Source organism: Klebsiella huaxiensis (assembly GCF_003261575.2).
Lineage (GTDB): Bacteria > Pseudomonadota > Gammaproteobacteria > Enterobacterales > Enterobacteriaceae > Klebsiella > Klebsiella huaxiensis.
This window is the reverse complement of record NZ_CP036175.1, coordinates 5,697,725-5,722,487: the sequence shown is the minus strand read 5'-3', so window position 1 is coordinate 5,722,487 and position 24,763 is coordinate 5,697,725. Positions and strand designations below refer to the sequence as shown.

The following is a 24,763-nucleotide window of genomic DNA, read 5'->3' as shown; positions in this document are numbered from 1 at the left end:
CCAAACGGCCAAATAAAATAGCCTAATGGCCAAACTCTTAATTAAATTGTCACAAATACCCGACAAAGTAGGCTCACATCATGTCGAGTCAACGTTGCATTTTTTTTATATTCAAATGAACACGTGTTCATCGGGTGATGAAAATGCAGATACAGAGATTTTTGGGTATCGAATATGAGCTATTTACAGATCTCCCGGCTAAAAATTAGCTACGGCGATAAAGTCGTTTTGCATAATATCGATCTGAGCGTTGAGAAAGGGGAAATGATTGCCCTGCTGGGTCCTTCCGGTTGCGGGAAAACAACGCTTTTGAACGCGCTTTGCGGGTTTATTCCGACGCAGACAGGAGATATTTCCATTGCCGGACGCGATATTTCTCATAGCGCGCCGGAGCAGCGCAATATCACCATGGTCTTCCAAAGCTATGCCCTGTGGCCGCATCTGACGGTAGCGCGCAATATTGGTTACGGTCTGAAGCTGCGTAAATGGCGGCGCGACGATATTGACCGCCGGGTGGCGGAACTGCTCAACATCGTCAACCTCAACGGTCTGGCGGACGTCAAGGTGACCGAACTCTCCGGCGGACAGCGTCAGCGGGTGGCCCTGGCCCGCGCGCTGGCGATAGAACCGGATGTGCTGGTGCTGGATGAACCGCTCTCGAATCTTGATGCGAAAGTGCGACTTAACGTACGCCACGAAATCAAAGCGCTGCAAAAAAGACTCGGCTTTACCTCGTTAATCGTCACTCACGATCAGCAGGAGGCGCTGGTGATGGCCGACCGCATCGCGGTATTAAATAATGGTCGTATTGAGCAAATAGGTTCGCCAGAGGATATTTATCAGCGCCCGGCCACGCCTTTTGTTGCCGATTTTATGGGGGCAGATAATAAAATTCCCGCCAGCGAACTCTTTGCCGTTGAAGGGATGTATTTACGCGCCGCCGGGCAATATTCCGCTGAGCATTTTAACGACCGTATTCTTTATTTTCGCAGCGCCGATGCCGCGCTCGGAGAATTATCTGATAGCGCCGCGCCGGAGGGGTTAACGCTGAACGGTATCGTTGAGCAAAGTGCTTTTCTCGGCAACTTATATCGCCATAGTGTGCGTTGTCACAATCGCGTCCTGCTGGCGGATTCTGCGCATTGCTGGCCAGCCAGCACGCCGGTCAGGCTACATGTCCCGGCGCCCGCACTGCATATTTTCCCTTCATCACAAGCTCATTAACTTCATCGCGTTCATTCTGGGGATAGACCATGTTTACGAAAACGAAAGCTGCGGTAGTGATTGCATTATTTCTGAGCTGCGGCGCGCAGGCCGACACCGTTCTTCACGTCGCTACGGCGGGGGATCAAAATATGGTGGATTACGTCAAAACCTGGCTGGGGCCGAAGTTTGAAGCGGCGCATCCGGGAGTCAAAGTTCAGGTCGTCGGCACCGGTCCGGGAGACGCGGGGTCGAATAAAATCATTGAAAAACTGACGGCGCAAAAAGAGAGCGGTGCGCAAACCTGGGATATTGATGTGGCGGTGGTGCATCAGAAAGCCGGTGGCGAGCTGGTGGAAAAGGGGCTGCTGGAGAAGTATCGCCAGCAGATTAAGACTGGCTCAATGGTGACTGCCGACAACGCGAAAAACGCCCTTGGGGTGAACGTCGACGGCTACGTTATGCCGATGTTTTTAAGCCAGACCGCCATTGCCTGGAATAGCGATGCCATTAAAACGCCTCCGGCGTCCTACGATGAGCTGGTGAGCTGGGCGCAAAAAAATCCGCAGGCCTTTGGTTACAACGGTATTAAAAACGGCATGTCCGGCGTCAGCTTTGTGGTGGGCTGGATATATGCCTACGGTACCGATGCCCAGCGCTTGTCTTCTCTACCGTACGATAAAGGCGTTGAGAAAAATTGGGGGCAGGCTTACGAGAAGCTGAAAGCGTTTAATAAGAACGTCACCTTCACGCCGGGTAACGCCGGGACGCTCGATATGCTGAGCCGCGGCGAAATCATGATGGGGCCGGTGTGGGTGGATATGTTCTATAGCTGGAAAGATCAGGGCAAGCTGCCGCCGTCGATTAAGCTGTCTCTGCTGGCGCCGGGAATGCCGGGCCAACCGATGTACTACGTGACCCCGGCGAAGGCGGCGAACCCGCAGCTGGCGCGTGAGTTCATCGAACTGGCGACCAGCCCGGAAGTGCAGGCGCAGGGGATCGTGAAGCAATTTAACTGGTATCCAGGGATTGACGCCGAACACGTGAAGCCGAAGCTTGATGGCCAGACCTGGCAAAAACTGTTTGCTGAAATTTCGCCGCAGGCGCTGGCGGAATACGGCAAGAGCTTCCCGATTACGCCATATTTTGACGACATCAAAGAAGGCTATGAAAGCCAGGTCGCCAATTAATTGACTGCTGCTGCTCAGGCGCGATGCGACGTCGCCCTGAGCGTTTTTCTTGTTGCTGACGCCAGGTTTGTTATGCGTACTTCGCTGAAATATCTGCTGCTGGTCGCTCCGGCCGCGCTGATGATCGCCGTGCTCTTTTTATATCCGCTGGGCTTTTCGCTGATCGCCGCTTTTACTGACGACGCGCAGCGCCTCACGCTGGCCCACTTCAGTAAGGTATATACGCTATATTCCAGCGACGTTCTGTTTACGCTGATTATTGTGCTCGCCTCCGTGGCGCTGCTGGCGGTTCTCTCTATTACCCTTTCGGCAGTGATTACGCTATCACCCTGTCGGCCTATTGTCCGCATGCTGGGGTTTTTGTATCGCCTGCCGCTGTTTATCCCTTTTATCGTCGCCGCGCAGATGATGCGTACCTTTCTGGCCAAAAACGGCTTGATGAACAACGCGCTGGTGGCAACTGACCTCATCACTCCGCTGGAGACCGTTTCCTGGCTGGGCTGGAAGGGGATCATTATCACTTTTGTCTGGAAGCAGCTGGCGTTTGCCACCCTGCTTATCTGCGGAGCGATGGCGGCGCTGGAACAACCGCAGATTCTGGCGGCGCGCAATCTTGGCGCGTCGCGACCGCGTATTTTATTCGACATTATTTTGCCACAGGTGCTGCCAGCAATCGGCGTGGCGCTGGTGCTCTCCACCGTCACCATGATGTCGGTGCTGTCGGTCCCGCTGATGATAGGCGTCGGCTCGCCGACGATGATGACCGTGGATATGGCCTTTCGCGTTAATTCCTATGGCGACTACGCTGTCGCTAACGCGCTTGGCGTGGTGTCGTTACTGATTTGCGGGGGACTATCGTGGTTTTATCTGCGCCATAGTTTGCAGCAAAAAGGGAGCGAATAATGAAAGAGGCAATCATGACACGACCGGGAATGCTGCTGGCGAAAGGCCGCAGAAGGTTGAGCGCCAGTCTGCCGTTACAGACGTTACTGCTGGTCTTTATGCTGCTGGCGATGTTTGGCCCGCTGCTGAACTTACTCATCTGGACGGTGGCGGAGAGCTGGTTTTTCCCGCATTCGCTGCCCAGCAAATGGGGGCTGAAATACTGGTATCAGGTATTCAGCCCCTACAGCGATGTGTCCGGCTCGCTGCTGACTAGCGTGCTGATTGCGCTGCTATCGGTGCTGGTATGTCTGCTGATCTCCATTCCGGCGGGCTACGCGCTTTCAAGGCGCGGGATGCCGCTACGGGTGTTGTTTATGCTGTTGTTTCTGATCCCGCAGGCGTTTCCCAATCTGACTGTGTACATGAATATCGCCCGGCTTTTCTATCAATGGGGGCTTAACGGCACGGTCGCGGGGGTTGTGTTGGTGCACAGCGTACACGGGTTGATGTATTCGGTGTGGATTTGCGTGGCGGCTTTTTCGGCGGTCGACCCGCTGCTGGCCAGGGCTTCACGCAATCTGGGGGCGGGGCCGATTTACACTTTTTGGCATATTGTACTGCCGCAGGCTTCGCCGGGAATTATCGCCGCCAGCATTTTTGTGTTTCTGGAGTCGCTGGACGAATTTACCGGCACCTTTTTTGTCGGCGCGCCGGATATCACCACGTTGCCGCTGCTGCTGTATAACGCCAGTATGTCGGGCAACTATCAGGTATCGTCAATTACGGCGCTGATTTTACTGGTGCCATCGCTGCTGTTTATGCTGGTGATTCATAAATTTATGCGCCCGGAGATGCTGTCGAAGATGGGCAAATAGCGGTAAAAAAAGCTTCCCGTTGGGAAGCTTTTTTTACATCAGGTCATCATCATAGGCCATTCCGGCGGGGTCTGGCTCATTACTTCAATCATGACATCTTTGATATTGCCCCAGATCTTTGCAACGTCCATCAGCGTAATACCTAACAGACCGGTGGCAAACCAGCAGGCTGCGGCCAGGCCTACACAGCTACAAATAACCGCTAAACCGGCATAATCACTTTTACGCAGCTGAATATTCATCGAGCTGGCCAGGAACATCAGCACTGCGCTCACGAGTGGCCAGCGCAAAAGTACGACACTGGTAGTAATGGTAGCCATCAACCTTTCCTCAAAGAAATGCGGGAGCCTTTGACAACCTGACGAGACTAACGATGACGTGGTGCTCTGGCTATCTACAGGCAAACAAGAGAGTAATGAAACAACGTTCTTGTTTCATCAACTAATGTGAACTATATCACAATTGCTCTTTTATTCACCAGCCAAAAAAAGTACTTTTCTTGCGCCTATTAACCACTTTATTTGAGTGGTTAATAAGAGAGGAAGGGATGTATCTTTCATTCAGAAGGCGATTATAAACGATAGCCAGCCGCAATTCTTTTTTATTAGCGTTTATGTTCTGCGGATTTTATTACTTATTCCCGCCAATTATACGGATAAACCGAATGAGACAGTGGAGCTAATCTCATTATGTTGAGAATGTTTCTCCAGCCTTCTATAAGTCAGTATTATTCATGATTCATAGTCATGAGGTTTTTACGTCAAAGTGTGGGTTGCTGAATTGCCCTGATTCATATCACAGTAAGCAGAGTCATCGGGGCCTTTCACCTTGATTAAGGCGTATCGCATGGATAAAAAGCGGAAATGAGTCATAGCTCGCCACATAAGGCGTTAAGAGTATTTGGCATCGTGCTGGTTATTCTGCTGCCGGTGATGCTGGCATTGTGGTTTGCACAAATACGCGCCAAAGCGGAAACCACCGATCAACTACGGGTGTTTTCTAAGTTGGCGCTGCAAAAAACGGAGGTGGTCATTCGTGAAGCCGATGAGGCGCGCGATAAAGCCAGGTTATATCAGGGAGAGCTATGCTCGCCGCAGCATCAGCAATATATGTTGAGTATTGTTCGCGGCCTGCTCTATATCGACGATTTAATCTATGCCAATGGCTCGCATTTTTTCTGTTCGACTGCGGTACGCCGCCAGGCCGGATGGCGCATTCCGGCTGCAACGTATACTAAAAAGCCGGATATTGCGATTTACTACTACCGCGAAACCCCTTTCTATCCCAGCTATGCCATGAACTATATGCAGCGCGGTCATTATGTGGCGGTGATTCATCCGCTTTCCTTTAGCGCGTTGATAACCAGCGACCGCGATCTGGCCTGGGGCGTTTTTGATACCAAAACCAACCAGTTTTTTTCCGTCAGTACGAATGCAGACTCCGGTCAACTGCATCGGTTGATCCGTGATGAAGAGGCGTTTTTTCATCAGGATGGACGCGTTTATACCATTGCCCATTCCACTGTTCGCCCGATAGCCGTCATTATGTCCACCTCGCGGGTCAGCTATTACCAGAATTTTTATAATCAGGCGACGCTGACTCTGCCGTTAGGGCTGATTTGTAGCGTCTTGCTTTTGCTGGTGTGGTCACGTACCCGACAGCAGTATCATTCTCCGCGTAGCATGCTGCAGCGGGCGCTAAGCCGTCGCCAACTGTGCCTGCACTACCAGCCGATCATGGATATCAAAAATAATTGCTGCGTGGGTGCCGAGGCGCTGCTGCGCTGGCCTGGATTTGATGGCCCGGTGATGAGCCCGGCGGAGTTTATCCCGTTGGCGGAAAATGAGGGGATGATTGCGCAGGTCGCGGACTATGTGGTGGATGAGGTATTCGCCGATATGGGCGAGTTTCTGGCACGGCACCCGCATTTATACGTGGCAATCAACCTTTCGGCTTCGGATTTCCACTCCGCGAGATTGATTGAGCACATCGACGAAAAGGTTCACCGCCATGCAGTTAGCGTGGAGCAGATTAAAATCGAAGTGACTGAGCGCGGGTTTATCGATGTGCCGAAAACCACTCCGGTGATTCAGGCCTTCCGCGACGCGGGGTATGAAATTGCGATTGATGATTTTGGTACCGGCTACTCCAACCTGCACAACCTCCATTCGTTGAACGTTGACATCCTCAAGATTGATAAATCCTTCGTTGATGCGCTAACGAACAACAGTACCAGCCACCTGATTGCTGAACATATTATTCAGATGGCTAACAGCTTGCATTTAAAGATCGTTGCCGAAGGGGTTGAAACGGCCGACCAGGTGGCGTGGTTACAAAAGCACGGCGTGCAATACTGTCAAGGCTGGCACTTTGCGAAAGCGATGCCACCGCTGGAGTTTATGCAGTGGCTGGCTAACGCCCGCACCAGCCTTTGCCCGCATCAACAACATCTTCACGCGGAGATTTGATGGCGATAGGCGCTGGGCGTGCGGTCGAACTCGCGGCGGAAAACCCGCGAAAATGTTTGTTGCGACACGTAGCCGAGATCCATCGCGATATCAAAAATCGGGCGCTGGGTCGTTCTTAACGCTTCTGCGGCAAGCAGCAAGCGGCGCTGGCGAATGTAATCCCCCAGGGTTTGATGCATCACTGCGCGAAACATCCGCTGGAGATACCATTTCGAATAGCCCGATTTTCTGGCGACTACATCAATGTTAAGTGGTTGATCGATATGTTCATCAATCCATTCAATAAGCGTTTGGATAATATCGTGATGGGACATATTGCGGCCTCTCTCAATTCTCGATTCGTCGTTTTGTCTGTGGGCGAGTATAATTCCTCAAGTTAACTTGAGGTAAAGCGCTTTATGGAAAAGAAATCCCCTCGCATCAAAATGCTGCTGACCCCCGGCGAAGTGGCAAAACGAACCGGTGTTGCTGTCTCCGCGCTGCATTTTTATGAAAGTAAGGGGCTGATTCACAGCCAGCGTAACGCCGGTAATCAGCGGCGCTATCGGCGTGATGTCCTGCGCGCAGTGGCGATCATTAAAATTGCGCAACGTATTGGTATTCCGCTGGCGACGATTGGCGATGCGTTCGGCGTGCTGCCGGAAGGGCATAACCTCAGTGCCAAAGAGTGGAAGATGCTGTCTTCCCAGTGGCGGGAAGAGCTGGATCGGCGCATTCACACCCTGACCGCACTGCGCGATCAACTGGATGGCTGCATTGGCTGCGGCTGCCTGTCGCGTCGCGACTGCCCGTTACGTAATCCCGGCGATAAGCTGGGCGAAGAGGGGACCGGCGCGCGGCTGTTGGAAGAGGAGTAAAAAAACTAAAGCGCCACAACAGGGCGCTTTAGTTGTTTTCCGGTCTTGGTCTTTCGCACTATCCCGCTGCTTCGCAGGAGGGTTTCCCCCGACGTCGGCTCCCCTCGGTATTGCGCAATGTGTTGATTGAGGTTCCGGTTTGTGCCGACAACTTAAGTGTGGCACTTCCTTCTGATTTTTCCTCTTTGGTTTGCCGGAAAATTTCCGTCATTCGTCGCCTGTTCCTATAGTTAATTTGAACAAACAGCGGGAGAAGCCCATGTTGACGGTACATCATCTTAATCAGTCGCGATCGCAGCGTGTGTTATGGGCGCTGGAAGAGCTGCAACTGCCTTACCAGATAGTCTCTTATCAGCGGGGGAAAAATATGCTCGCCCCGGCGGAGTTAAAAGATATTCATCCGCTAGGTAAATCGCCGGTGGTGGAAGATAACGGCTGCATCCTCGCGGAATCTGGCGCAATCCTGGAATATTTGCAGGAGACCTATGACAGCGCCCAGCGGTTCAGGCCGCAGTCGATAGAAGATAAACTGCAATACCGCTTTTGGCTGCATTACGCCGAAGGTTCGCTGATGCCGCTGCTGCTGATGAAACTGGTGTTCGCCAGTCTGGGCAAGCCGCCGGTGCCTTTTGGCATGCGCACTCTGGGCAATGCGTTAGGCAAAGGCGTACAAAAAGCCTGGCTTGATCGGCAAGTGGAAACGCACGCCTGTTTTATTGAAGAGCACCTTTCCCGCCAGCGCTGGTTTGCCGGAGCCGAACTGAGTATGGCGGATATCCAGATGAGCTTTCCGGCAATGGCGCTGCTGGCGCGCGGTGGCGTGGAGGATTTACCGCATCTGACGCAGTGGGTACAGCGCATAGAGCAGCGCCCGGCGTGGCAGAGCGCGATTGAGCGCGGTGGTCCTTTTACCTTACCCGGTGGGTGAAGCATTACTAAAGCCGATGACTGGAAAAAGTTGCTATCAGTGCAATGCAAAAATGTTACCGGATTGCGCATGGACGATAACGTTTGCGCATCGGCTGGTTATTTCCTGAACGTCATAAGCGAAATTTAGCGAAATACGGCAATCTTCAGTTGAAAAGGCCCATCTAAAGGCTGGATAATCGTTTGCCTTTTTATTTTGCTCATCATTTCCTCTGCAAACAGGGGGGAGCAAAGTCATTCTTCACACCGTATTGTATGCGCGGAGTTAAACGTTTGCTTTTCACAGCCCCTGGCGCTGCGATGTAGCACAAGGAGATCGCGTTTAACTGGCAGTGGATGGTCCACCTCGCATCCAAACGAACGATAAAAATTCTCAGGGGAAGTTTTCTATGTCTACGCCTTCAGCGCGTACCGGCGGTTCATTGGACGCCTGGTTTAAAATTTCTGCTCGCGGCAGCACCGTGCGTCAGGAAATCGTTGCCGGTCTTACTACCTTCCTGGCGATGGTGTACTCCGTCATCGTCGTGCCGGGTATGCTCGGAAAAGCAGGTTTCCCACCGGCGGCGGTCTTTGTCTCCACCTGTCTGGTAGCGGGCGTCGGCTCGCTGGTGATGGGGCTGTGGGCGAACCTGCCGCTGGCGATTGGCTGCGCCATCTCGCTGACCGCCTTTACCGCCTTTAGCCTGGTGTTGGGCCAACAGATCAGTATTCCGGTAGCGTTGGGTGCCGTGTTCCTGATGGGCGTGCTGTTTACCGTGATTTCCGCAACCGGTATTCGTAGCTGGATCTTGCGTAATCTGCCGCAGGGCGTTGCGCACGGCACGGGGATTGGTATCGGACTGTTTCTGCTGCTGATCGCCGCCAACGGCGTTGGTCTGGTCATTAAAAACCCGCTGGACGGCCTGCCGGTGGCGTTGGGTAATTTCGACAGCTTCCCGGTGATCATGTCGCTGGTGGGGCTGGCGGTGATTATCGGCCTCGAAAAACTCAAAGTGCCGGGCGGTATCCTGCTGACGATTATCGGCGTGTCGATTATCGGTCTGATTTTCGATCCTAACGTTCACTTCTCCGGTGTTTTCGCTATGCCGTCGCTGAGCGACGATAAGGGCAACTCGCTGATCGGTAGCCTGGATATCGTGGGCGCGCTGAACCCCATCGTTCTGCCGAGCGTGCTGGCGTTGGTGATGACCGCAGTATTTGATGCGACTGGCACCATCCGCGCGGTGGCCGGTCAGGCAAACTTGCTGGATAAAGATGGGCAGATTATCAATGGCGGCAAAGCATTGACCACTGACTCCCTGAGCAGCGTCTTCTCTGGTCTGGTCGGCGCGGCTCCGGCAGCGGTCTATATCGAGTCAGCCGCAGGTACTGCCGCGGGCGGTAAAACCGGCCTGACTGCGGTAACCGTTGGCGTGCTGTTCCTGCTGATCCTGTTCCTCTCTCCGCTCTCTTATCTGGTACCGGCGTACGCGACGGCTCCGGCGCTGATGTACGTAGGCTTGCTGATGCTGAGCAACGTGGCGAAAATCGACTTTAACGATTTTGTCGATGCGATGGCGGGCCTGATTACGGCAGTCTTTATCGTGCTGACCTGTAACATTGTTACCGGCATCATGATTGGCTTTGCTTCACTGGTGATTGGTCGTCTGGTGTCCGGGGAGTGGCGCAAGCTGAACCTGGGGACGGTGATCATCGCGGCGGCGCTGGTTATTTTCTACGCTGGCGGCTGGGCGATTTAACTTTTTCTGCTAATCACGGGCGGCTTTGGCCGCCCGATTTATTTTTAAGCCACATCCTGTTTCCTTTTGCGTTAATCTGAGTAGCGTACCATTTCGAGACATGACGCCTCAGATGTAAAAAAAGAAAACGTAGCAAACAGGGAACACATGGAAATATTCTTTACCATACTCATCATGACCCTCGTGGTCTCTCTCTCCGGGGTGGTTACACGCGTACTGCCCTTTCAGGTTCCACTACCTTTAATCCAAATAGGCATTGGCGCGATGCTGGCCTGGCCTACCTTTGGACTACACGTCGAATTCGACCCTGAACTCTTTCTGGTTCTGTTTATCCCGCCGCTGCTATTTGCTGATGGCTGGAAGACTCCAACCCGCGAGTTCATTGAGCATGGGCGAGAAATATTTGGTCTGGCGCTGGCGCTTGTGCTGGTGACGGTGGTCGGTATTGGCTACCTCATCTACTGGATCGTGCCAGGCATTCCGCTGATACCGGCCTTCGCGCTGGCGGCGGTACTGTCACCGACGGATGCCGTAGCGCTCTCAGGGATTGTTGGTGAAGGGCGTATTCCGAAAAAAATTATGGGGATTTTGCAGGGGGAGGCGCTGATGAACGACGCCTCCGGCCTGGTCTCCCTGAAGTTTGCCGTCGCGGTAGCGATGGGCACGATGGTCTTTACCGTCGGCGGAGCGACGGTGGAGTTTTTCAAAGTAGCGGTGGGCGGCATTCTTGCAGGCTTCGTGGTCAGCTGGCTGTACGGGCGCTCAATGCGCTTTCTTAGCCGTTGGGGCGGCGATGAACCGGCAACGCAGATTGTGCTGCTGTTCCTGCTGCCGTTCGCATCCTACTTGATCGCAGAACATATTGGCTTCTCCGGGATCCTGGCGGCGGTGGCTGCGGGGATGACCATCACCCGTTCCGGCGTGATGCGCAGCGCACCGCTGGCGATGCGCCTGCGTGCGAACAGCACCTGGGCGATGCTGGAGTTCGTGTTTAACGGCATGGTTTTCCTGTTGTTGGGGCTACAGCTGCCGGATATTCTGTCGAGCTCGCTGGTGGCGGCAGAGGCGGATCCGAACGTTGAAACCTGGATGCTGTTTACCGATATCATCCTGATTTACGCCGCCCTGATGCTGGTGCGCTTTGGCTGGCTGTGGACGATGCGTAAATTGAGCCAGCGCTTCCTGAAAAAGAAACCGATGGAGTTTGGCTCCTGGACCACGCGTGAGCTGCTGATCTCCTCCGTCGCCGGGGTGCGCGGGGCGATTACTCTTGCCGGTGTGCTGTCGATTCCTCTGCTGTTGCCGGACGGTAACGTCTTCCCGGCGCGCTATGAGCTGGTGTTCCTTGCCGCCGGGGTGATTCTGTTCTCCCTGTTTGTTGGTGTGATTGCGCTGCCGATTCTGCTGCGGCATATCGAGTCGAGCGACCACGTTCAGCAGCGCAAAGAAGAGCGTCTGGCGCGGGCGGCAACGGCGGACGTGGCGATTGTCGCGATTCAGAAAATGGAAGAGCGCCTGGCATCGGACACCAAAGAGAATATCGATAATCAGCTGCTGACCGAGGTCAGTTCGCGGGTAATTGGTAACCTGCGTCGTCGGGTCGATGGACGTAACGATGTGGAAACGTCGATGCTGGAAGAGAGCCTCGAACGCAGGTTCCGCCTGGCGGCGCTGCGTTCAGAGCGCGGGGAGCTATACCACCTGCGTGCCACCCGGCAGATCAGTAACGAGACGCTGCAGAAGATGTTGCACGATCTTGACCTGCTGGAAGCGCTGTTAATCGAAGATCAGTAACTCCGTATCTGTTCCCCGGAGGCGGCGCCTGACGCGCCTTGTCCGGGCTACCGTCCCTCAGACTGTAGCCCGGGTAAGGTGTTTACGCCGCAACCCGGGAGCTCACTCCAGCCAGAACGCCTTACTACACTCCAGCCATGCCCGCGCGCTGTGCGACATATACACGCCCTCCCGCCAAATCATCCCCAGCTCCCAACGTAGCTCGCTCTGCAACGGTATCCAGCAAAAGCTTTGCGGATCGAGACGCTGGCAAATCGGCTCCGGCAGAATCGCTATCCCAATCCCCGCTTGCACCATTGCGGCCAGAAAATCCCACTGCCCGCTACGCACCGCAATACGCGGCTTAACCTCATGCTGGGTAAAAAGCTGCATCAACTGCTGACTGAGGGCAAAATCTTCGTTGTAAATCACCAGTGGATGCTCGGTGAGTGCCTTTGGAGACAGTGATGATATGCTTTCCCATTGCGTTGTTCTCGGGGTCAGCACGCAGAGTGGATGACTAAACAACGACAGCGTGCTCAGGCCGCTGGCCTCATCAACGGGGAGTGCCGTCATCGCCAAATCCAGCTCTCCGTTGCTTACCGCCTGCTGCACCGTCAGTCCACCAAACTCGGAAATCTTTAGTTCAATGCCCGAGTAGCGCTGGCGAAAGCGGCTAATCGGTTCCGCCATCAACATCCCCACCATCGGCGGGATCCCCAGACGCAGAACGCCTTTGTGCAGATGATTAATATCGCTCAGCTCCGACTCCAGCTGATGAAACTCACCAAGAATAGCCTGGCCGCGCTCGAAGACCACCCGCCCGGTATCGGTCAACAGCAGCTTGCGCCCATCGCGAATCAGCAGGGTGCAGTTCAGTTCATCTTCCAGATTTTTGAGCATCTTGCTGATGGTGGGCTGCGTGACGAATAGCTTCTCCGCCGCACGGGTAAAGCTCTGCTGGCGGACCACTTCAACAAAATAACGCAGCGTTCGGATATCCATAATTATTCCTTGGGACTATACCTGTGATGATTTTAATTCATTTCTACCGGGCCTGGCGGCTCTCTATACTGCACGCCTGTCATCTTTTTCAGGAATTCCGCTCATGGCCTCCGCGCCAGCTCGCGTGACGCCCTTCGTCATGCAACGCCTGCAGGTATCGGTTCAGGTACTGATCTACGCTGGATTGTTCGTCTGCGCTGAATATTTAGTTAACTGGCTGCATTTGCCTCTTCCAGCGAACCTGGTGGGCATGTTGATGCTGCTGGCGCTGATTGTTTGCCGAATTATCCCCTTAAACTGGGTGCGAGCCGGGGCCCGCTGGCTGCTGGCGGAAATGCTGCTGTTTTTCGTGCCAGCAGTGGTTGCGGTCGTGAACTACGCCCAACTGCTGATGGTTGATGGCTGGCGCATCTTTTTGGTTATTGGGCTGAGTACCACCATGGTACTGGGCACGACGGCGTGGGTGGTCGATAAAGTGTATCGTTATGAAGTGAGCAGGATGAAGCATGAGTGATTTTCAACTGAGCGTCCTGTGTCTTATCGTCACGCTAGGGCTCTATTTTGCCAACAAGCGTCTCTATCGACGCTTTCATAAGCTCCCGTTGATGCCGCTGGTTTTTACTCCAGTCCTGCTGGTGCTGATCCTGGTATTCGGCCATATCTCCTATCAAAGTTATATCGGGGAAACCCACTGGTTGCTGTGGTTATTGGGCCCGGCAACGATTGCTTTTGCCGTGCCGGTATATGACAACCTGGCGATTATTAAACGTCACTGGTTGTCGCTGACTGCTGGAGTGACTACCGCATCGGTTGTTGCGGTGACCAGTTCGGTGTGGCTGGCGCGATTGTTTACTCTGCCTGATGAGATCCAGCGCAGCCTGGCGGTGCGCTCGGTGACGACCCCCTTTGCGTTAGCGGCAGCCAAACCGCTGGGCGGTCAGCCTGATTTAGTCGCCCTGTTTGTGGTCGTGACCGGGGTATTTGGTATGGCGGTGGGCGACGTACTGTTTCTGCGTCTTTCTATTCACGAGGGGATGGCGAAAGGGGCGGGATTCGGTGCGGCGTCCCACGGTGCCGGAACGGCGCGTTCCTATGAGCTGGGGCCGCAGGAGGGCGTGGTCGCCAGCCTGGTGATGATGCTTTCCGGTGTGGTGATGGTACTGGCCGCGCCGTTGGTACGTTGGAGCATGTTTTGATAATCATTTAACCATCATCACGATTACTATCTTTGCGGATCGACCGGGAGATATAATTGGACAGTAAGTATTTTTAATAAAAAACGTTAATTAACGCTACATGTGTATACTTATGTAATTGATGATTCAATTAGTTGCGATATTAATATTAAATAGAGATTAGGTGTGTTTTTTATTGGTTTTTCGCGAGTATTCTTAATTGCTTTACGTTTGAATTGTAACTAAATGTTTCATTTTTTAGTGGGGTTGTAGTTGTTTTTAGTATGTATTTCTATTTTATATTTTTTTTGTGAATATATTCATTTTATAATGTCATGATTTTTCTTATTTATTTTAAATTATACATCGTAATTATTGATGGCGGGTAATTATATACTTAAGTGAGATATTTTTACCTTATTGAGAATACTCCTACTTTCGGTTATCTTAGCGACGTGAGCTTTTATTATTGAATGGATTCATGTGGAACTAAAGCTCTTGCATTTATGAGTTCGATAAATATTAAATGCAGGTTATTCATTCCCCGTGCGAATGCAACAGCTTATAGCTAAGTTGTTATCCATGTTCATTCTCTAATATATGGCCATAAACAATTGATGGATTGATTGTTAATCTGGATAAATAGGGGAATACCAATGAAAACCAATGTAAAAACTTTAGCTAAAATTCTGGCCTTATCTGCGGGCTGCTCTCTGGTTGCAATGTCCCATGCGGATAACACCATCGAGTTTACCGGGACAGTTTCCGATACGACTTGTACCGCTACCATTGATAATGGCGTTTCGGCGATTGAGATGGGGACTGTCTCAGTAGCAGATTTAAAAGCGAATACCTATAGCGCGGCGAAGAACTTCTCTTTCACTTTGACCGGTTGCCCTACAGATGAAGGTTCTCTGACTAAAGCCAGAATTACCTTTGGTGGTGAAGCGGATACGTTTAATAGTGATTACTTTAAAAACCAGGCTTCAGCGTCTCCAGCTACCAATGTTGCTGTCGCTATTTTTGATAACGCAGGGGTTATTCAGAAGAATAATGCTGAAGGTTCTGATGTCGATATTTCCTCTGGCGAAGCCACCGTTCCGTTTACCGTGAAAATGGCTAAATCTGGCGCTTCAGATCCGACTAAAGGCCCGGTGCTGACGACAGTAACCTATAACGTTACCTATTATTAATTAAGTAACAATATATCAAAGGGAAAGTATTTTGCTTTCCCTGTTTGGATAATGCTATGAACAGATTATTATGTTGTGTTTGTTTGTTTTCCTGTATTTCGGTATCGCAGGCCAGTGTGGTTGTTGGCGGTACACGTGTTATCTTCGATGGTACACAAAAGACAACCACAGTGTCTGTTCAAAATAAAGATAATGTTACAAATATAGTACAGTCCTGGCTCTCCATTGTGGATGAAACCTCGCCAGCGAAAGATTCGTTTATTACAACCCCTCCCTTGTTTCGCTTGAAAGCGGGTGAACAAGGATTTGTACGAATCCTTCGAACGGGAAAACCTTTGCCGGAAGATAGGGAGTCAATGTTTTGGCTGAATATTAAAGGTATTCCTGCAATGGATAACGCACCAGATAAGAACATGGTGCAGTTTGCTATCAACTCTCGAATTAAACTTATTTATCGACCCGCAGCCTTAAAAAAAGCTATTCCGGAAAACTTCTCTGAGAAACTACAATGGTCCAGTGAAGGACGAGAGTTAAAGGTGAAAAATAACTCGCCACTATATATGAATTTCTCAGGGATATTTGTTAATGGCAAGGCCGTACCCGAAGCATGGTTTGTCGCCCCATACTCAACGATAAAAATACCGGTAGCAAGCGCATCTTCATCAGGGAAAAGAGAAGTCACATGGAGCGTGATCAATGATTATGGTATGTCAGGACCGAAATATAAGGTCATCATTCAATAACGTTGGATGGAATGATGCACTTTCATTGAAACGCAGTTATATAGCCATTCTTTGTTGCCTTGGCTCAATTCCGTTACAGTCTGTCGCTGGGGAGTATTTTAACCCCCATTTGCTGGAAGTGAACGAAACCGGCGCGACAGTCGTAGATTTGACCTATATTTCCCAAGAGTCAGTCCCTCCGGGTCAATACAATCTCGATGTCTATATTAACGACAAGTTTATTGGTTCTGAATCTGTTATTTTCAAGCCGCAAAATGAAGGTAATGACTCTTCTGCTCAGCCGTGTATCAATGTCGCGCACTTGAAAGAGTGGTCGATTAAAACTGAAGACTACCCCGAACTTACGGCAGCTGGCTCCGGGTGCGCAAAGCTGTCTGCGATCCCTGGATGGGAAACGGCGGTGCAGCTTTCGCGCCAGCGGGTCGATTTTACATTGCCTCAGGTTGCTATGCAGCATCGTCCGCAAGGTTATGTCGCTGAAAACAGGTGGCAGCAGGGCATCACTGCCGGGCTGCTTAATTACAACCTTTCGGGGCAAAAAACCGATCCTCGGCACGGCGGCGAATCGACGTCCAGCCAGTTTGTCAGCCTACAGCCGGGTCTGAACGTTGGGCCATGGCGTTTACGAAATTACAGCACCCTCAATCATAATAATGATGGTAATCAATGGGACTCCGTCTACAGCTATATCTCACGTGATATCCACGCCCTGAAAAGCCAGTTGATAATGGGCCAGACCTATACCTCATCGGGTGTGTTCGACAGTATCAGCTTTACCGGTCTACAGTTGAACTCAGATAAAGAGATGCTGCCGGATAGCCTGAATGGCTTTGCGCCAGTCATTAAAGGCATTGCTCGTACTACCGCCGACGTGACGGTTTATCAGAACGGATACAGTATCTATAAAACCACCGTATCTCCTGGCGCATTCGAAATAAGCGACCTTTACCCAACAGGGAGCGCAGGCGATCTCTATGTGACGGTGAAAGAATCTGATGGTAGCGCACAGAGCTTTGTTGTGCCTTTTGCCTCGCTGGCGATTCTGCAGCGTGAGGGGCAAATAGATTATGCTTTCAGCAGTGGTAAAACTCGCTCCGGGAGCTCCGGTGGAAAGGAATACAATTTCCTGCAATCTTCCATTGCCTGGGGAGCATTGAGTAACGTCACGTTATACGGTGGTTTCCAGCAACTGGAAGATAAATATAGCAACGCGCTACTTGGGGCCGGATTTAATCTGGGTTCTGTCGGAGCGCTCTCATTCGATGCTTCCCAATCCTGGGTTGATATAAAAGAGAATCCTGCATCGGATAAAACGTCATCCAGCGAGGGTCAGTCTTATCGCATGCGTTTTAGTAAAGATTTTCCGCTGACGGGAACCAACTTTTCTGTTGCGGGATACCGTTATTCAACGCATGGCTATTACTCGCTGCAAAATTTTATCGATAATGCGAATTCTTACAGCGGCTGTTGTTCCTCAAATGGGCGGACAAAAGATCGTTTTGACGCATCAGCTTCTCAGGTTTTCTCAGGGTACGGTTCGCTCTCCCTTTCACTGGTAAGTGAGTCCTACTGGGATAATTCACGCATGGAGTCTCTGGGCGTTAGTTATAGCAACACCTTTGGTCGGGTGTCATATTTCATTAACTACTCCTATAACCGAAATGTGCAGAGCACTAGCCAGAACAGCGATAGTTCACCATCCAGCGATAATATTATTTCCCTCACCGTGAGCGTACCTTTCGGTGCAGATATATCGGCTAACTACAATATGAGCAGTAGTCGAAAGGGAGATACCACGCATAGCCTTGGTTTAAATGGTACTGCCTTTACAGACCGTTCCCTGAACTGGAATGTGCAGGAAGGATATAACGAAAACGACAAAAGTACCTCGGGGAACGTCAATCTGAACTATCAAGGTTCTAAAGGCGAAGCCACTGCTGGATATGGCTATGACAACTATAGCTCGCGGTATAATTACTCGCTGCGTGGCGGGATGGTTGCCCACTCCGGCGGAGTAACTTTCTCTCGCTACCTCGGTGAGAGCGTGGTGTTAGTTGAAGCCCCTGGTGTCAGCGATGTAGCGGTACGCGGGCAGACTAACGTGATGACTGATTCTGCTGGATACGCTGTGGTACCTTTCGTAAGGGCCTACCATGAAAATAATCTCTCACTTGATGAACAACAGGTTTCGGGCGCGGAAATTGATAATATCGTCAGAACGGTGGTACCGACGCGCAGCGCTATCGTCAAGGTAAAATATGATACCTGGATTGGTTATAAGGCAATGATGACCTTGCGTTTCCAGAATAAGGCAGTACCTTTTGGCGCCGTTATTACGCTAGATGATGAAGGCCAGGACCATAAAGAAAATAGAAGTTCCATTGTTGGTGATTCCGGGCAGGTCTATCTTACCGGACTTCCAGAAAAAGGTCGGCTGTTTGTGAAGTGGGGTGATACTCAAAATACCCAGTGCTATCTCAAGTATGATTTGTCATCTAATAAATCAGTTGACGATATTATTTTTTACGAAGCGGACTGCCGATGATAAATATCAATATATTCGGTTCAAACCGGAAAGAAAGAACAGTAGCAATGCGGGTAAATTATGCTAAACCATCGATGAAATCTCGAATGCTATTATCGTTTACTGGTATAGGGTTTCTGTTGAGCAGCATTGTTCCTGCCTGGGCTTATGATGCGACGAGTACCGTCAATTTTAATGTCACCGGTACCATTGAAGAGCCTGTATGTGAAGTCTTTGTGAAGCCATCCAATGCTATCGATCTGGGAACGGTTTCCTCTCAATATCTGATCGGTAAACCAGGAGCAACCAGTGAGGCCACAGCTGTTGCACTTGTCTTTGATAATTGCTCAGCAGGTACGGCTTCAGTCACGATAACATTTAATGGTATTCCGTTTGATAGCACCTATACAGCGATTTATAAAAATGAGCTGACTGATGGTGCAAAGGGTGTTGGATTACAACTTCTAAGCGCTGAGGAACAGATATCTTTGGGGCCGAACGATAGCTATACCTATATATTCAATGATAGCCCCTCGGGGCACACTTTTGATATGCGCGCCAGAATGTATACACCCTACGGACGTGTAACGGCGGGAAATGTAGCATATACAGTCACTTTTAATGTTTCGTATAAATGATACGATTTTTGGTGGGGTTTATATGAAAAAATATTTTTTACTTGTTCTTTTATTAATTTCTCCGTGTTATGTGTGGGCCTGTAACTATGGGTTAAATGGTGGTGATGTGTTTATCGCTAATTTACCGCCTAAAATATTGCTTAGCGCCGGGAGTTATTCTTCTGGGACTGTTATTTATGATTCAGGAAAAATATACCATTCACAAACTAATGTTCTCAATTGTACCGGTAATTTATATGCCCGCTTTACCTGGACATCAGGAATGGCTAATGCGCTCATTGGCAATAATATCTACGCAACATCGGTGCCGGGAGTTGGTATCAGGGTTAATGTGTGGTTAAATACTACGGGTGAATATGAAGGTAGCTCTACTCCATTTAATGCCGATAGCAGTGAACATCATATTGGTGATGCTGATTTTTCTCTTGGAAAAACGACCTTTTTTGTTCACTATGCACATACGAATTATTCCCCCGTATACCAACTACAGCTCGTTGCAACAGGGGGGAAAATTAACAGTAATAGTTCTCTAAGCTTTACCGATCCGGTATCAACCGTTGCAATTAAAGACAGCGACGGTGAATTTGTTATTTCTCAGCTGCATATCAGTGGTACAACCAATATTCAGCTCGTTCCCATGGGATGTACGGCAAGCACAACCGCACTGAATTTCCCAATGGGTTCGGTTAAAACGAGTGAATTTAATCTTTCTAACAAAGTCGGTTCTGCCCAGCAAACGCTCACACTGACCTGTGAGCCAGGAACAAATGTGCAAATGCGCATTAGCGCGACGGAAGCAGAGGGCGATAACCCAGATCATACTGTGATTGCACTAACGCCCGGCGAGAATGTGGCGACCGGTGTAGGGGTACAGTTGAATCTCAACGGCGCGCCGCTATCTATGAATACCTCCATCTACAGGGTATTCGATCAGGTCAACAGAACGACGGTGACGAACTCTGAAGCAGAGGCCAGTTACACCATTTTCTCCGATCCAAATAACACCGGTGGTGCGTCAGGGACAGACACGCTGTATTTTTCGACCAACTATTACAAAACCGGTTCTGAAGTGACGCCGGGAACTGCCAACGCAAGCGGAACAATAACGTTTACCTACAACTAGCATATAAAAATTCCCCGGTCTGCCGACCGGGGAATAAGTCATCATTAATGCGCCTGACCTTTCTCGATACCGATCCCGGTCTGCGAACGAATAAACTGCGCGCGGAACAACTCGCGCTCGCGCATCCCTTCCTCTGAGTTATCGGTCGCAGAGAAGAACCAGATACCGATAAAGGCGATGGCGATAGAGAACAGCGCCGGATATTCATACGGGAATATCGCCTTCTCATGACCAAGGATCTGCACCCAAATGGTCGGACCGAGGATCATCAGAATCACCGCGGTCAGCAGACCCAGCCAGCCGCCAATCATCGCCCCGCGCGTGGTCAGCTTCGACCAGTACATCGACAGCAGGATAATCGGGAAGTTACAGCTCGCGGCGATAGAAAACGCCAGGCCGACCATAAACGCGATGTTTTGATTCTCAAATAGAATACCCAGCAGAATCGCCACCACGCCCAGAATCAGCACTGTAATCTTCGACACTCTCAGCTCTTCGCGCTCGGTTGCGCCTTTCTTAAAGACGTTAGCGTACAGATCGTGAGATACCGCTGATGCGCCCGCCAGCGTCAGGCCGGCGACCACCGCCAGAATAGTAGCGAAGGCGACCGCTGAGATAAAGCCGAGGAACAGGTTGCCGCCGACCGCATCCGCCAGATGTACCGCCGCCATGTTGTTGCCGCCGATAAGCTGCCCGGCCGCGTCTTTAAATGCCGGATTGGCTCCCACCAGCATGATGGCGCCGAAGCCGATGATAAAGGTCAAAATATAGAAGTAACCCATAAAGCCGGTGGCATAGAACACGCTTTTACGCGCTTCTTTGGCGTCGCTCACGGTGAAGAATCGCATCAGAATATGCGGCAACCCCGCGGTACCGAACATCAGGCCGAGTCCGAGCGACAGTGCCGATATTGGGTCTTTTACCAGCCCGCCGGGGCTCATAATCGCTGAGCCCTTAGGATGGACAGACATCGCTTCGGTGAACAAATTATTGAAGCTGAAGCCGACGTGCTTCATCACCATAAAGGCCATAAAGCTGGCGCCAAACAGTAGCAGCACTGCTTTGATAATCTGCACCCAGGTGGTGGCGAGCATGCCGCCAAACAGGACGTAGAGCACCATCAGGACGCCGACCAGCACCACCGCGATGTGGTAGTTGAGGCCGAACAGCAGTTGGATAAGCTTACCTGCGCCGACCATCTGGGCAATCAGATACAGCGCCACTACCACCAGTGAACCGCAGGCGGAAAGCGTGCGAATCGGCCCCTGTTTGAGACGATAAGACGCGACGTCGGCAAAGGTGTAGCGTCCGAGGTTACGCAGGCGCTCGGCGATCAGAAACAGAATAATTGGCCAGCCAACCAGGAAGCCCAGGGAGTAGATCAATCCGTCGTAGCCAGAGGTGTACACCAGCGCAGAAATTCCGAGGAACGAGGCCGCCGACATAAAGTCACCGGCAATCGCCAACCCGTTCTGGAAGCCGGTAATATTGCCGCCTGCGGTGTAATAGTCGCTACGTGAACGCACGCGTTTTGACGCCCAATAGGTAATGTACAGCGTCAGGGCGACGAAAATCAGGAACATGATAATCGCCTGCCAGTTGGTCGGCTGGCGCTGTACCGCGCCGGTGATGGCGTCTGCGGCGTTGGCGGTAAACGGGAGCGTGGCGGCAAGCGCCGTCAGGACTTTCTTCATGATGCTTTAACCTCGCTGAGAATGCTCTTCGTCAGCTGGTCAAATTCACCGTTTGCCCGCCAGACGTAAATTCCGGTTAGTACGAAAGAGATAACAATCACGCCGATACCGATCGGAATACCCCGGGTGACGCTGGTTCCCGCATGCAGCGGCGTGCCCAACCAGCCGGGGGCGAAGGCGATAAGCAAAATAAAGCCCACATAAATCACCAGCATAATCAGTGACAGGATGGTGGCAAACCTTTGCCGGGCTGCAACAAGCTCCCTAAAATGCGCACTATTTTCTATCCGCTGACAAATCTGATCGTTCATCGTAGCGTCTCCAGAGGTTCCCTTTCGTCATCCACGCGCCATCTGTCGGCAACACTCATCCGCCCGGCAGTTAACTGTCGGGAATCAGCCTGTTTACCGCTTTCCTGCTACCTGAAATCCTTGGGGAGTATTTTTATGTCCTCTCCCCTGACGGGGAGAGGGTGTAGGGGATCGGTTTTTATGATGGCATAGCGATGGCCTGCTTCTCTTCGAGCAGTTTTTCCACCACGCCAGGATCGGCGAGCGTTGAAGTATCGCCAAGGTTACTGGTATCGCCCGCGGCAATCTTGCGCAGAATACGGCGCATGATTTTCCCCGAGCGGGTTTTCGGTAGTGAATCGGTCCAGTGCAGGATGTCCGGCGTGGCCAATGGCCCAATCTCTTTGCGTATCCAGTTGCGTACTTCTGCGTACAGCTCCGGCGAGGGTTCTTCGCCATGATTGAGCGTGACATAGGCGTAGATGGCCTGGCCTTTGATGTTATGCGGAATGCCTACCACTGCCGCTTCAGCGATTTTCGGGTGCGACACCAGCGCCGATTCAATTTCGGCGGTACCCAGACGGTGCCCGGAGACGTTCAGTACGTCATCGACGCGACCGGTGATCCAGTAGTAACCATCTTCATCACGACGCGCGCCGTCGCCGCTGAAGTACATATTTTTAAAGGTGGAGAAGTAGGTCTGCTCGAAGCGTTCATGGTCGCCAAATAGCGTGCGCGCCTGGCCCGGCCAGGAGTCGGCGATGGCCAGGTTGCCTTCGGTCGCGCCTTCCAGCGGCGTGCCTTCGTTATCTACCAGTACCGGCTGGACGCCAAAGAACGGGCGAGTGGCGGAACCAGCTTTCAGCTCAATGGCACCCGGCAGCGGGGTGATCATAAAGCCGCCGGTTTCGGTCTGCCACCAGGTGTCCATCACCGGACATTTCTCGTTGCCTATTTTCTTCCAGTACCACTCCCAGGCTTCCGGGTTAATCGGCTCGCCGACGGAACCCAGAATGCGCAGGGAAGTGCGGTCAGTGCCCTCAATGGCTTTATCGCCTTCCGCCATCAGCGCACGGATCGCCGTTGGCGCGGTATAGAGAATGTTAACTTGGTGTTTATCCACCACCTGACACATGCGCGCCGGGGTTGGCCAGTTTGGCACGCCTTCGAACATCAGCGTCGTCGCGCCGCAGGCCAGCGGGCCGTACAGCAGGTAGCTATGGCCGGTGACCCAGCCGACGTCGGCGGTACACCAGTAGATATCGCCCGGATGATAGTCGAAGACGTATTTAAAGGTCGAGGCCGCATAGACCAGGTAGCCGCCGGTAGTATGCAGTACGCCTTTGGGTTTACCGGTCGAGCCGGAGGTATAAAGGATGAACAGCGGGTCTTCGGCGTTCATCTCTTCCGGCTGATGCTCCGCGCTGGCTTTCTCAATCAGGTCGCTCCACCACAGGTCACGGCCTTCCTGCCAGTCGATTTTGCCGCCGGTGCGTTTGAGCACCACGACGTTCTCAATACTTTTCACATTCGGGTTTTTTAACGCGTCGTCGACGTTTTTCTTCAGCGGGATTGCGCGACCGGCGCGTAGCCCTTCATCTGAGGTAATAACCAGACGGGAGTTTGAATCGATGATGCGACCAGCAACCGCTTCGGGTGAGAAGCCGCCGAAAATTACCGAGTGGATAGCGCCGATGCGGGCGCAGGCCAGCATCGCCACCGCTGCTTCCGGCACCATCGGCATATAGATAGCAACAACGTCGCCCTTTTTAATGCCGAGGTCGAGCAGGACGTTGGCAAAGCGGCAGACATCGTGGTGCAGCTCGCGATAAGTGATATTTTTGCTCTGGCTGGCGTCGTCGCCTTCCCAGATGATCGCCGTCTGGTCACCGCGCTCCGCCAGATGGCGATCGAGGCAGTTAGCCGCCAGATTCAGCGTGCCGTCTTCGTACCATTTGATAGAAATGTTGCCCGGCGCGAAAGAGGTGTTTTTCACGCGAGTATAGGGTTTGATCCAGTCAAGGATTTTGCCCTGCTCGCCCCAGAAGGCATCGGGGTCAGTGACGGACTGCTGATACTGCGCCTGGTACTGTTCCGGGTTAATCAGGCAGCGTTCCGCAATATTAGCGGGAATAGAGTGTTTGTGTATTTGGCTCATGGCTTTTTTTCTCCTGTAGGTTGTTAAATATATGTCAAATAAACGTTAATAGTAGGGGCTTTGGCGGCTTTGTTTGCTATTTGGGGGGCAGATCACGCAATAATTAAATTGAATGAAAAGCAATCAAATGAAACTTTGAGATGAAATAATTTCTTATGATGATTTATAGAAAATGAATATATTAAATATTTTTTATAACAAATACTTATGCAATGTAAGGCGACAATATTAGCGAGTTTATGCAGAAAACAAGATTAAACCCCTGTTCTTAAAGACTTGCGCAGCATGCCGTGCAAATGATAC

The 24,763-nt window shown here is 51.6% G+C and carries 22 protein-coding genes; 16 read left to right on the top strand and 6 right to left on the bottom strand.

Going from position 1 to position 24,763, the window contains the following annotated elements; genetic code table 11:
* The first annotated feature begins 174 nt into the window (after nucleotides 1-174).
* The 4 genes from DA718_RS27375 to DA718_RS27360 all read left to right on the top strand — a co-directional run bounded on the left by DA718_RS27375 (nucleotide 175) and on the right by DA718_RS27360 (nucleotide 4,153).
* Nucleotides 175-1,224, top strand: coding sequence for an ABC transporter ATP-binding protein (locus tag DA718_RS27375; protein WP_112215876.1), 1,050 nt, complete (start codon nucleotides 175-177; stop codon nucleotides 1,222-1,224).
* 29 nt (nucleotides 1,225-1,253) lie between these two features.
* The gene (locus DA718_RS27370) at nucleotides 1,254-2,393 is read left to right on the top strand and encodes an ABC transporter substrate-binding protein (protein ID WP_112215875.1); all 1,140 of its coding nucleotides are present in this window, start codon (nucleotides 1,254-1,256) and stop codon (nucleotides 2,391-2,393) included.
* Between the two features lie 72 nt (nucleotides 2,394-2,465).
* Nucleotides 2,466-3,296: an ABC transporter permease gene (locus DA718_RS27365; protein ID WP_112215874.1), complete on the top strand. Its 831-nt coding sequence runs from the start codon at nucleotides 2,466-2,468 to the stop codon at nucleotides 3,294-3,296.
* Nucleotides 3,296-4,153, top strand: coding sequence for an ABC transporter permease (locus DA718_RS27360; protein WP_185928538.1), 858 nt, complete (start codon nucleotides 3,296-3,298; stop codon nucleotides 4,151-4,153). The genes DA718_RS27365 and DA718_RS27360 overlap by 1 nt, the downstream gene beginning before the upstream one ends.
* A 38-nt stretch (nucleotides 4,154-4,191) precedes the next feature.
* Here the strand turns inward: DA718_RS27360 and DA718_RS27355 are convergent, their stop codons facing one another.
* Nucleotides 4,192-4,473 carry a YjcB family protein gene (locus tag DA718_RS27355; protein ID WP_112215873.1) on the bottom strand — a complete coding sequence of 94 codons (282 nt, stop codon included), beginning with the start codon at nucleotides 4,471-4,473 and terminating at the stop codon, nucleotides 4,192-4,194.
* A gap of 543 nt (nucleotides 4,474-5,016) precedes the next feature.
* On the opposite strand from DA718_RS27355, the gene DA718_RS27350 reads away from it, so the two are divergent.
* On the top strand, nucleotides 5,017-6,621 hold the full coding sequence (locus tag DA718_RS27350; RefSeq protein ID WP_112215872.1) for an EAL domain-containing protein: 1,605 nt from the start codon (nucleotides 5,017-5,019) through the stop codon (nucleotides 6,619-6,621).
* Here the strand turns inward: DA718_RS27350 and soxS are convergent.
* Nucleotides 6,606-6,935: a superoxide response transcriptional regulator SoxS gene (gene soxS, locus DA718_RS27345; RefSeq protein WP_110274562.1), complete on the bottom strand. Its 330-nt coding sequence runs from the start codon at nucleotides 6,933-6,935 to the stop codon at nucleotides 6,606-6,608. The two genes, DA718_RS27350 and soxS, sit on opposite strands and share 16 nt — an antisense overlap.
* Nucleotides 6,936-7,019: 84 nt before the next feature.
* Between soxS and soxR the strand changes: the two genes are divergently transcribed.
* The 4 genes from soxR (at nucleotide 7,020) to DA718_RS27320 (ending at nucleotide 11,938) form a co-directional block, all read left to right on the top strand.
* Entirely contained in the window at nucleotides 7,020-7,478 is a 459-nt protein-coding gene (gene soxR / locus DA718_RS27340; protein WP_004206331.1) for a redox-sensitive transcriptional activator SoxR, read from the top strand.
* 259 nt (nucleotides 7,479-7,737) lie between these two features.
* Complete coding sequence (locus DA718_RS27335; protein ID WP_112215871.1) at nucleotides 7,738-8,406, top strand: glutathione S-transferase family protein; 669 nt, start codon at nucleotides 7,738-7,740, stop codon at nucleotides 8,404-8,406.
* Nucleotides 8,407-8,794: 388 nt separating this feature from the next.
* A complete protein-coding gene (locus DA718_RS27325; RefSeq protein ID WP_112215869.1) occupies nucleotides 8,795-10,144 on the top strand; it encodes an NCS2 family permease in 1,350 nt (449 codons plus the stop codon).
* A gap of 147 nt (nucleotides 10,145-10,291) precedes the next feature.
* Nucleotides 10,292-11,938 carry a Na+/H+ antiporter gene (locus DA718_RS27320; RefSeq protein WP_112215868.1) on the top strand — a complete coding sequence of 549 codons (1,647 nt, stop codon included), beginning with the start codon at nucleotides 10,292-10,294 and terminating at the stop codon, nucleotides 11,936-11,938.
* 102 nt (nucleotides 11,939-12,040) lie between these two features.
* On the opposite strand, the gene DA718_RS27315 is transcribed toward DA718_RS27320, so the two are convergent.
* A complete protein-coding gene (locus DA718_RS27315) occupies nucleotides 12,041-12,922 on the bottom strand; it encodes a LysR family transcriptional regulator (RefSeq protein ID WP_112215867.1) in 882 nt (293 codons plus the stop codon).
* Nucleotides 12,923-13,025: 103 nt separating this feature from the next.
* Here DA718_RS27315 and DA718_RS27310 point away from each other — a divergent pair, with 103 nt between their 5' ends.
* The 7 genes from DA718_RS27310 (at nucleotide 13,026) to DA718_RS27280 (ending at nucleotide 20,318) form a co-directional block, all read left to right on the top strand.
* A complete protein-coding gene (locus DA718_RS27310) occupies nucleotides 13,026-13,436 on the top strand; it encodes a CidA/LrgA family protein (protein WP_112215866.1) in 411 nt (136 codons plus the stop codon).
* The gene (locus tag DA718_RS27305) at nucleotides 13,429-14,118 is read left to right on the top strand and encodes an LrgB family protein (RefSeq protein WP_112215865.1); all 690 of its coding nucleotides are present in this window, start codon (nucleotides 13,429-13,431) and stop codon (nucleotides 14,116-14,118) included. The genes DA718_RS27310 and DA718_RS27305 overlap by 8 nt, the downstream gene beginning before the upstream one ends.
* Nucleotides 14,119-14,753: 635 nt before the next feature.
* The gene (locus DA718_RS27300) at nucleotides 14,754-15,290 is read left to right on the top strand and encodes a fimbrial protein (RefSeq protein ID WP_112215864.1); all 537 of its coding nucleotides are present in this window, start codon (nucleotides 14,754-14,756) and stop codon (nucleotides 15,288-15,290) included.
* A 56-nt stretch (nucleotides 15,291-15,346) separates the two neighbouring features.
* Entirely contained in the window at nucleotides 15,347-16,033 is a 687-nt protein-coding gene (locus DA718_RS27295) for a fimbrial assembly chaperone (protein WP_112215863.1), read from the top strand.
* The gene (locus DA718_RS27290) at nucleotides 15,987-18,578 is read left to right on the top strand and encodes a fimbria/pilus outer membrane usher protein (RefSeq protein WP_112215862.1); all 2,592 of its coding nucleotides are present in this window, start codon (nucleotides 15,987-15,989) and stop codon (nucleotides 18,576-18,578) included. The genes DA718_RS27295 and DA718_RS27290 overlap by 47 nt, the downstream gene beginning before the upstream one ends.
* Entirely contained in the window at nucleotides 18,575-19,195 is a 621-nt protein-coding gene (locus DA718_RS27285) for a fimbrial protein (RefSeq protein ID WP_112215861.1), read from the top strand. The genes DA718_RS27290 and DA718_RS27285 overlap by 4 nt, the downstream gene beginning before the upstream one ends.
* Nucleotides 19,196-19,217: 22 nt before the next feature.
* Nucleotides 19,218-20,318, top strand: a complete 1,101-nt coding sequence (locus tag DA718_RS27280; RefSeq protein ID WP_112215926.1) for a type 1 fimbrial protein — start codon at nucleotides 19,218-19,220, stop codon at nucleotides 20,316-20,318.
* A gap of 44 nt (nucleotides 20,319-20,362) precedes the next feature.
* Here DA718_RS27280 and actP read toward each other — a convergent pair whose 3' ends face one another.
* From actP to acs, 3 genes are all read right to left on the bottom strand, one after another.
* Complete coding sequence (gene actP, locus DA718_RS27275; protein ID WP_112215860.1) at nucleotides 20,363-22,012, bottom strand: cation/acetate symporter ActP; 1,650 nt, start codon at nucleotides 22,010-22,012, stop codon at nucleotides 20,363-20,365.
* Nucleotides 22,009-22,323: a DUF485 domain-containing protein gene (locus DA718_RS27270; protein WP_110274548.1), complete on the bottom strand. Its 315-nt coding sequence runs from the start codon at nucleotides 22,321-22,323 to the stop codon at nucleotides 22,009-22,011. Before DA718_RS27270 ends, actP begins: the two co-directional genes overlap by 4 nt.
* A gap of 178 nt (nucleotides 22,324-22,501) precedes the next feature.
* Nucleotides 22,502-24,460, bottom strand: coding sequence for an acetate--CoA ligase (gene acs / locus DA718_RS27265; RefSeq protein ID WP_112215859.1), 1,959 nt, complete (start codon nucleotides 24,458-24,460; stop codon nucleotides 22,502-22,504).
* Nucleotides 24,461-24,763 lie beyond the last annotated feature (303 nt).

Coding starts and splice junctions, on each gene's coding strand:
- DA718_RS27305 (WP_112215865.1), top strand. CDS start 13,429: ATGAGTGATTTTCAACTGAGCGTCCTGTGTCTTATCGTCACGCTAGGG.
- DA718_RS27365 (WP_112215874.1), top strand. CDS start 2,466: ATGCGTACTTCGCTGAAATATCTGCTGCTGGTCGCTCCGGCCGCGCTG.
- DA718_RS27370 (WP_112215875.1), top strand. CDS start 1,254: ATGTTTACGAAAACGAAAGCTGCGGTAGTGATTGCATTATTTCTGAGC.
- DA718_RS27280 (WP_112215926.1), top strand. CDS start 19,218: ATGAAAAAATATTTTTTACTTGTTCTTTTATTAATTTCTCCGTGTTAT.
- soxR (WP_004206331.1), top strand. CDS start 7,020: ATGGAAAAGAAATCCCCTCGCATCAAAATGCTGCTGACCCCCGGCGAA.
- DA718_RS27320 (WP_112215868.1), top strand. CDS start 10,292: ATGGAAATATTCTTTACCATACTCATCATGACCCTCGTGGTCTCTCTC.
- DA718_RS27300 (WP_112215864.1), top strand. CDS start 14,754: ATGAAAACCAATGTAAAAACTTTAGCTAAAATTCTGGCCTTATCTGCG.
- DA718_RS27285 (WP_112215861.1), top strand. CDS start 18,575: ATGATAAATATCAATATATTCGGTTCAAACCGGAAAGAAAGAACAGTA.
- DA718_RS27290 (WP_112215862.1), top strand. CDS start 15,987: ATGATTATGGTATGTCAGGACCGAAATATAAGGTCATCATTCAATAAC.
- DA718_RS27360 (WP_185928538.1), top strand. CDS start 3,296: ATGAAAGAGGCAATCATGACACGACCGGGAATGCTGCTGGCGAAAGGC.
- DA718_RS27375 (WP_112215876.1), top strand. CDS start 175: ATGAGCTATTTACAGATCTCCCGGCTAAAAATTAGCTACGGCGATAAA.
- DA718_RS27355 (WP_112215873.1), bottom strand. CDS start 4,473: ATGGCTACCATTACTACCAGTGTCGTACTTTTGCGCTGGCCACTCGTG.
- DA718_RS27310 (WP_112215866.1), top strand. CDS start 13,026: ATGGCCTCCGCGCCAGCTCGCGTGACGCCCTTCGTCATGCAACGCCTG.
- DA718_RS27325 (WP_112215869.1), top strand. CDS start 8,795: ATGTCTACGCCTTCAGCGCGTACCGGCGGTTCATTGGACGCCTGGTTT.
- DA718_RS27295 (WP_112215863.1), top strand. CDS start 15,347: ATGAACAGATTATTATGTTGTGTTTGTTTGTTTTCCTGTATTTCGGTA.
- actP (WP_112215860.1), bottom strand. CDS start 22,012: ATGAAGAAAGTCCTGACGGCGCTTGCCGCCACGCTCCCGTTTACCGCC.
- DA718_RS27350 (WP_112215872.1), top strand. CDS start 5,017: ATGAGTCATAGCTCGCCACATAAGGCGTTAAGAGTATTTGGCATCGTG.
- acs (WP_112215859.1), bottom strand. CDS start 24,460: ATGAGCCAAATACACAAACACTCTATTCCCGCTAATATTGCGGAACGC.
- DA718_RS27315 (WP_112215867.1), bottom strand. CDS start 12,922: ATGGATATCCGAACGCTGCGTTATTTTGTTGAAGTGGTCCGCCAGCAG.
- DA718_RS27270 (WP_110274548.1), bottom strand. CDS start 22,323: ATGAACGATCAGATTTGTCAGCGGATAGAAAATAGTGCGCATTTTAGG.
- DA718_RS27335 (WP_112215871.1), top strand. CDS start 7,738: ATGTTGACGGTACATCATCTTAATCAGTCGCGATCGCAGCGTGTGTTA.
- soxS (WP_110274562.1), bottom strand. CDS start 6,935: ATGTCCCATCACGATATTATCCAAACGCTTATTGAATGGATTGATGAA.